The organism is Oceanispirochaeta sp. (assembly GCF_027859075.1).
Taxonomy (GTDB): Bacteria; Spirochaetota; Spirochaetia; order DSM-2461; family DSM-2461; genus Oceanispirochaeta.
The window spans coordinates 1-6,456 of record NZ_JAQIBL010000114.1 but is presented as its reverse complement, the minus strand read 5'-3'; the positions used below and the strand labels follow the sequence as shown (position 1 = coordinate 6,456).

The following is a 6,456-nucleotide window of genomic DNA, read 5'->3' as shown; positions in this document are numbered from 1 at the left end:
GGGCCGTCGCCATTGCCGAGGGTGAGGGTGAAGGAAAAACAGCCGTAACCGGTGTTCCACAGAAATCATTGATCTATATGTACGGCGGAATGTTCCTGTCCTATGGTGGAGAATTCCCTGTGATCAACTCCCCTGGTGCCATGAAAGCCTGGAACCTACTGGCTGCCATGAAAGACGCCTACACTCCTACGGTTAATACCTATGACAATGTCTCTTCTCCCATGAAAACCGGAGAAGCCTGGCTGACAGTAGCCCATATGGTTCGCTGCGGTGAAGCCTATCGCTCTAATCCTTCAGGATACGTTCTGGCTCCTGCTCCTAAAGGGCCCGAAGGAATCGGATCTATAGCCGGCTCCAGCGGTTTTGCCGTGGTCAAAGGAGCTCCCAATGCCGATTTGGCAGTGAAATTCATTAAATTTATGACAGAGCCCCAAATGGCCGTGAATATAGCCCGGGGTACAGGCGGCTTTATTCCTCCTATCGATGAAGCCATTGCCAAACTGGGTGACTCCGCAGAAGATGAAATCATCGCCAAAGGGATTAATGTGATGAAAAACGGTGTTGTTTCCGGTGTCCCCGGTGGGGACTATACTTCCTGGGGTGCGGTAAAACAGGTTTTTGACGATGCCTTCCAGGAACTGATCCTGAACAGAGGTGCCATCGATAAAGCCTACCTCGATGAGGCTCAGGCAAAAATAAATTCTCTGAAAAAATAAATCTCACTTTTACAGGGCAGGATTCCTTCACAGGTCCTGCCCTGTGATTCTCCACAATACCGGAGGTTTCTATGTCCCTCTTTCATTGGACAATCGGAAGAGAAAGGAAGAAACAGATCATTCCTTACCTTCTTATAGCACCCGTTGTCCTTTATTATACCCTGTTCTGGCTGTTTCCAGTCATTCAAGCCGTCAGCGGGAGTTTTTTGAGTGCTCCCCTGTCTAAGGGGGGTCAGTTAACCTTTCAGAATTATATGAGCCTCTTTAAGGACCCCCTTTTTTATCAGGCTCTTTTTAATACCGCTTTTATTGTACTGATCAGCGTGACCCTGGAGTTTTTTCTGGCCTTTGGCCTGGCACTCCTGATCAATATGAAATTTAAGGGTTCAGGCTTTTTTCTTTTTCTGGCCCTCATCCCCATGTCTCTTCCCGCCGTAGCCGTGGGTGCCATGTGGAACAGCGGACTGGCAACCTATGGCTGGCTGAACTCCTTTCTGATCAGCATGGGTTTTATCGAGGCTTCAGAGAAATTTACCTTTCTGGCAGGGACAAACTTCCAGCGTATGATACTGATCATTCTGGTGGACGCCTGGCAGGTCATCCCCTATATGATGGTGATCCTCCTATCCGGGATGCAGAGCCTCAAACCAGAAATGTTCGAAGCCGGATATGTCTTCGGTGGCAACAAGATTCAGGTCCTCCGGAAAATAACGATTCCTCTGATGAAACAGACCATTACCACAGCCATGATTCTCAGAATCATAGCGGCGATTCAGATATGGCTGATCATCGTCATGCTCTTTGGTTTTAACCGTTTGCCCGTGCTGCTGGAACAGATTGTTCTCAATGTGGACCAGTACATTGCAGATGAGTTCTTCCGAAAAGGAATGGCCCTTTCCGTCCTGGTGTCTCTCATTGTCTCCTCTGTTTCCTATATCTACCTCAAGGTATCGGGAGCCTTTGATCAGACCGAAGGCAAGGGAGTCTGAGAATGAATAAAAAGATAACACAGCAGGTCACCCGTTCCGCCAAGACAACCACCCTCTATATTATTGTCACTGGGGTTGCCATGGCTCTGCTTTTTCCCATGTTCTTCCTTTTTACCTTCTCTTTGATGTCTGACTATGAGAGCTATTCGGAATGGCCTAAACCACTGATTCCCTCGACGAAAGTAGAGTTCAGACTCCTTCCTGTGGAGGATAACCCGGGAGAAAAGGGATATGCCCTGCAGATCTACAACCACTCGGAAGACAGCTTTATGCCCTTCGGCCCTGTGGCTACAACCAGAGAAGACAGATCGGTCCGCAAACTTTATAATTTCATCAGGAACTATTCAAACAGCAGCCTGAAAGAAGAAACAATGCTGATGTATATGGATAAGATTGACCGGGAAGGGATGGTTCAGTTTACCTTGAAAAAGGGCCTGTTTTCGAATTACAGCCGTTTTTTCAGCCTCTATTCCGGGGCTCTCCCTTCGGTTATGGCCAGTCTGACCACGGCTCTGCTTACCATCGCCATCAGCCTGAGTATCGGAGGAATGGCAGGATATGCCTTTGCCCGGTATATCTTCAAAGGAAAGAATCTCCTGAAACTGAGTGTTTTGTTTGTCCGGATGTTCCCCCCCGTTGCCATTGCCCTTCCCATGGTCATCATCCTTGGAAAAATGGGACTCTACGATAAACCCGCCGGTCTCAGCCTCATCTATTCGATCAATCAGATATCTCTGAGTATATGGATCACCGCCAGCATCTTTATGGGGATTCCCGAATCCCTGGAAGAAGCGGCACAGATCTTTGGAACGACCAGGGTGGGAGCTTTTTTCAGGATAACCCTCCCCCTCGCCGTCCCAGGACTGGCCGCCTGCGCCATGTACTCCTTCATTTATTCATGGAATGAAGTGATTAATGCTTTGATACTGACACAATTCAACCCCACCCTGCCGGTGATTGTCTACCGCTCCCTCCTGGGAGCCAATGCCCAGGTCCATCTTATAGCCGCGGGTTCCGTGGCGCAGGCTCTGCCTGCCATCGTATTTACCCTGTTCATCCGGAAGTACATCCTCCAGATGTGGGGGGGCGTCAAAGTCTGAATTAAATAAGGAAAATGAAATGGCAGTACTGCAATTAGAAGATCTGGCAAAAAGATATAATAGAAAAGTTTGGGGGGTCCGCAAAATGGACCTGGTGGTTAAAGACAAGGAATTCATTGTCTTTCTGGGACCTTCCGGCTGCGGTAAAACGACCTGTATGCGTATGATTGCCGGGTTGGAGGAAACCACGAGAGGTTCCATCACCCTGGACGGTCAGAATATCACCGACCTGCCCCCCCGGGACAGGCATATCTCCATGGTGTTTCAGAATTATGCCATCTGGCCCCATATGACCGTATTTGACAATATCGGTTTCTCCCTGAAACTCAAAGGCCTCTCCAAAGAGGAGATAAAAAAGCGGGTGGAAGAAGTGGCCGCTATGGTCAAGATAGAAGAGATGCTGGAAAGATTCCCCGGACAGATGTCGGGAGGACAGCAGCAGAGAGTCGCCCTGGCCCGGGCTCTGGCAGTGAAGCCGAAACTTTTCCTGATGGATGAGCCCCTGTCCAATCTGGATGCCAAACTGAGAGTGACCATGAGGACAGAACTCAAAGCCATCCATCAGAAGACGGGTGCCACCAGTGTGTTTGTCACCCACGACCAGTCCGAGGCTATGAGCATGGCCGACCGGATCGTCATCATGAAAGACGGGTTGATCATCCAGGTTGGAACTCCCGATGATGTCTACTTCAGAAGCGCCGATATGTTTGTGGCCGGATTCATAGGCACTCCTCCTACCAATTTCTTCCCGGTAACCCTCAAAAAAAAGGGAGAGAAAGGCAGCCTTGAACACCCCTGCTTCAGCCTGGCCCTTCAAAAAGAAAACCTGAAAACCCTGATTGAGGAAGGAGAGGAAACGCTGATTCTGGGGGTCCGCCCCGAAGATTTCCAGCTTGTTCCTGGGGAGAAAGGCATACTTCATGCCGAAGTCCTCGTGGTGGAACCCCAGGGATCCCATCAGGTTCTGGCCGTGGAAGTGGAAGACCAGATTGTAAAAATCGTGATCTCTTCGGATCAGAAACTCTCTCCCGGAGATCCAGTCTCCTTTGATTTTGACCCGAAGCATCTGCACTTCTTTAATAAAGAAACAGAGAAACGGATTTCATGACGGATCCGGACATAAAGAAAAAACCGAAAGTCCTGATCTGTCACTATAGAGTGGGTTGGACTGATGGTGTCTCTCTTGAAATTGAAAAACGCCGGCAGATCCTGGAGGAGATGGGATTTTCCTGTGCCCTCCTGGCCGGTCCAGCGAGTAAGGGAGCCGACTATCTTATCGAGGACCTGGACTTTGACACATCTGAAGCCCGGAAGATCAGCCGGAATGCCTTTGGAGGACTGAAAGACTACAGGATGGAAGAAGAACTGATTCTGGATCTGAAAGCCCTGTCTGACCGGATGATTTTTGAAATCAATCGTGTATTGAAGTCCTGTCAGCCTGATTTTATTCTCCTCCATAATATTTTTTCACACGGCAGGCATATCGCCGCAGCCAGGTCCTTCTATAAATGCCTGAAGGATTCAGGAATTCCCTCTCTTGCGACACATCATGATTTCTATTGGGAAAGAGACGATTTTCAGAAACCCAGCGGGCCCCTGATAGAGAACTTCCTGAAACATTATGTTCCCCCGGTACTACCGGGAATGAAACATGCCGTCATCAATTCTCTGGCCGCCGAGAACCTTCTGAAACACTGCGGGATCAAGGCCATGATATTTCCGGACAGCCTCGATTTTTCTGTCAAACAATGGAAGAAGGATGATTTCAACCGCCAAATCCTGATAGATTTTGACCTTAAAGAGGATGACATCCTCATACTTCAGGCGACTCGAATTGTAAGGCGCAAGGGCATCGAGCTCATTCCGCCTCTCATTCAGAAACTGAACTCTCCGGCCTATCTGGATCAGCTTGCCGGTAAGACTCTCTACAATGGGAAAAAGATCGGCTCCCGCTCCCGTTTTGTTTTCATTCTGGGAGGTTATGCGGAGCAGGAAGCCGAAGGCTACCGTCAGGAGCTGGAATCTCTGATGCAGAGAAAGGATATTCCCTACCGGTTCCTCAGCTTCCGGATTGCAGCCCGGCGAAGTTCATCCGCTGAGACGAAAACCTACTCCCTCTTCGACACCTACCCCTATGCCGATCTTGTGTCCTATCCCAGCCTCTTTGAGGGATGGGGAAATCAGTTTCTTGAAGCCCTATTTGCCCGCAAGCCGGTCATCGTGTATGAATATCCCGTGTTCCAGGCGGATATCCGACCCCGGGGTTATTCCGTCATATCCCTGGGGAACTCTGCCCGGAGAAAGGAAGACGGATTGTATTATCTGGATGAGCAGGTTCTGAATCATGCCGCTCAAGACGTCATTGACTGGCTGCTGTCCCCCGAGACCGTTTTGCGCCTGGAAGAGAACTTCCGTCTGGCCCGGTCCGAAAACTCCTATGATGCCCTGAGGGATTGGATGAAACAGGGCATGGAACACTATGGTCCTCTTTAACACTCCCGGATTAAAGCTGACTCTTACCGAATCTCCCGAACAGGGAAAAATAGAGCTGCTGGTCAGGGGAAAAGGATACTGTATCTGGCCCAACAGGGAAGGGGAAGGATTCCCCATTGATGGGGTATACCCGGTGTTGCAGAGGGAAAATTGTCTGGAATCAGGACTGACCCTCTCCTGGCCTGCCACAGCGGGCACTCTGGCTGTGGCTTTGTTTCCACTGAGGGGTTCGGGCCTTCTCTTTCAGATACAAACGTCTGAAAAGGGTTTCCATTCTGAATTGACCCTTCATTCCAATTCACAGGACTCTCTGAATTTTCGATTTGCAGCTCAACCCGCCAGACGGGAACAGTGGACGACGGCCTCCCTGCCTGAAAGATGGTTATCTTCATCCCTCAAGGGACTGAAATTCCTCCCTAAACAGTTCCAGGTCGGCCTGATCGGCCCCGACGGCAGATGCGGCCTGCCGGAAAAAGAAGGATTCCGGAGCCTGGAGACTCTGGGAAAATCCATTCTGAAGGACTTCCCCGAAGAAACCATTCCTCCGGTTCTGCATATTTTTGGTTACGGAGCCGGTCACGACAGAGCCTACCCCGACTATTCTCCCTCGGAAAGACTGGGAGGCCCCTCGCTGTTGAAAGAAACAGCAGCACAGCTGAAGATGATGGGCTTCCGCCTCTCCTTCTATATGAACGCCCGGCTGATGGAGACGGACCAGCTGTCCCGGTATCCCCGGCTTAGGGATGGAATATGCCTGGAGGAGAGGGGAAAAGAACGGGTGGAAGAGTACGGCCTCCGCCGCTTTTATGTGATGGACCCTCAATTCCCTCCCTGGAGGGATGAACTGTTGAAACAGGCTCAGCGGCTCCAGTCCCTGGGTGCCGACCTGATACAGCTGGATCAGGTTGCCGGAAGAGCCGCGGCTGTGCCCCCGGGGGAAATCTGGGGTCTGGGATACAACACGCTGATAGAGAGCCTTCACAGAGCAGGGTTGGAGGTCTGGATACAGGGAGTGTCCGACTATTATCAGGCTGACTGCTTTGAAATGACCTGGCGGGATCTGAAGATTCTTCCCGGTGGGATTCTCCGGGGTGGAAACCCCTTCGGGCTGACCGATCTGACTCTGATCAAGGCTCTTTCTTTCAAAGGGCAGCTCCT

At 50.5% G+C, this 6,456-nt stretch carries 6 protein-coding genes; all 6 read left to right on the top strand.

Features of this window, described 5'->3' with window-relative positions; genetic code table 11:
• A partial coding sequence (locus PF479_RS06570) for an extracellular solute-binding protein (protein WP_298003829.1) occupies window positions 1-716 on the top strand: 716 nt, incomplete at its 5' end.
• A 71-nt stretch (window positions 717-787) separates the two neighbouring features.
• Window positions 788-1,705: a carbohydrate ABC transporter permease gene (locus tag PF479_RS06565; protein WP_298003826.1), complete on the top strand. Its 918-nt coding sequence runs from the start codon at window positions 788-790 to the stop codon at window positions 1,703-1,705.
• A 2-nt stretch (window positions 1,706-1,707) separates the two neighbouring features.
• The gene (locus PF479_RS06560; RefSeq protein ID WP_298003823.1) at window positions 1,708-2,805 is read left to right on the top strand and encodes a carbohydrate ABC transporter permease; all 1,098 of its coding nucleotides are present in this window, start codon (window positions 1,708-1,710) and stop codon (window positions 2,803-2,805) included.
• A gap of 19 nt (window positions 2,806-2,824) precedes the next feature.
• A complete protein-coding gene (locus tag PF479_RS06555) occupies window positions 2,825-3,913 on the top strand; it encodes an ABC transporter ATP-binding protein (protein WP_298003821.1) in 1,089 nt (362 codons plus the stop codon).
• Window positions 3,910-5,298, top strand: a complete 1,389-nt coding sequence (locus PF479_RS06550) for a hypothetical protein (protein ID WP_298003818.1) — start codon at window positions 3,910-3,912, stop codon at window positions 5,296-5,298. The genes PF479_RS06555 and PF479_RS06550 overlap by 4 nt, the downstream gene beginning before the upstream one ends.
• Window positions 5,285-6,456 (top strand): DUF6259 domain-containing protein (locus tag PF479_RS06545; protein ID WP_298003815.1); only part of this gene is annotated, 1,172 nt, incomplete at its 3' end. The genes PF479_RS06550 and PF479_RS06545, both read left to right, overlap by 14 nt.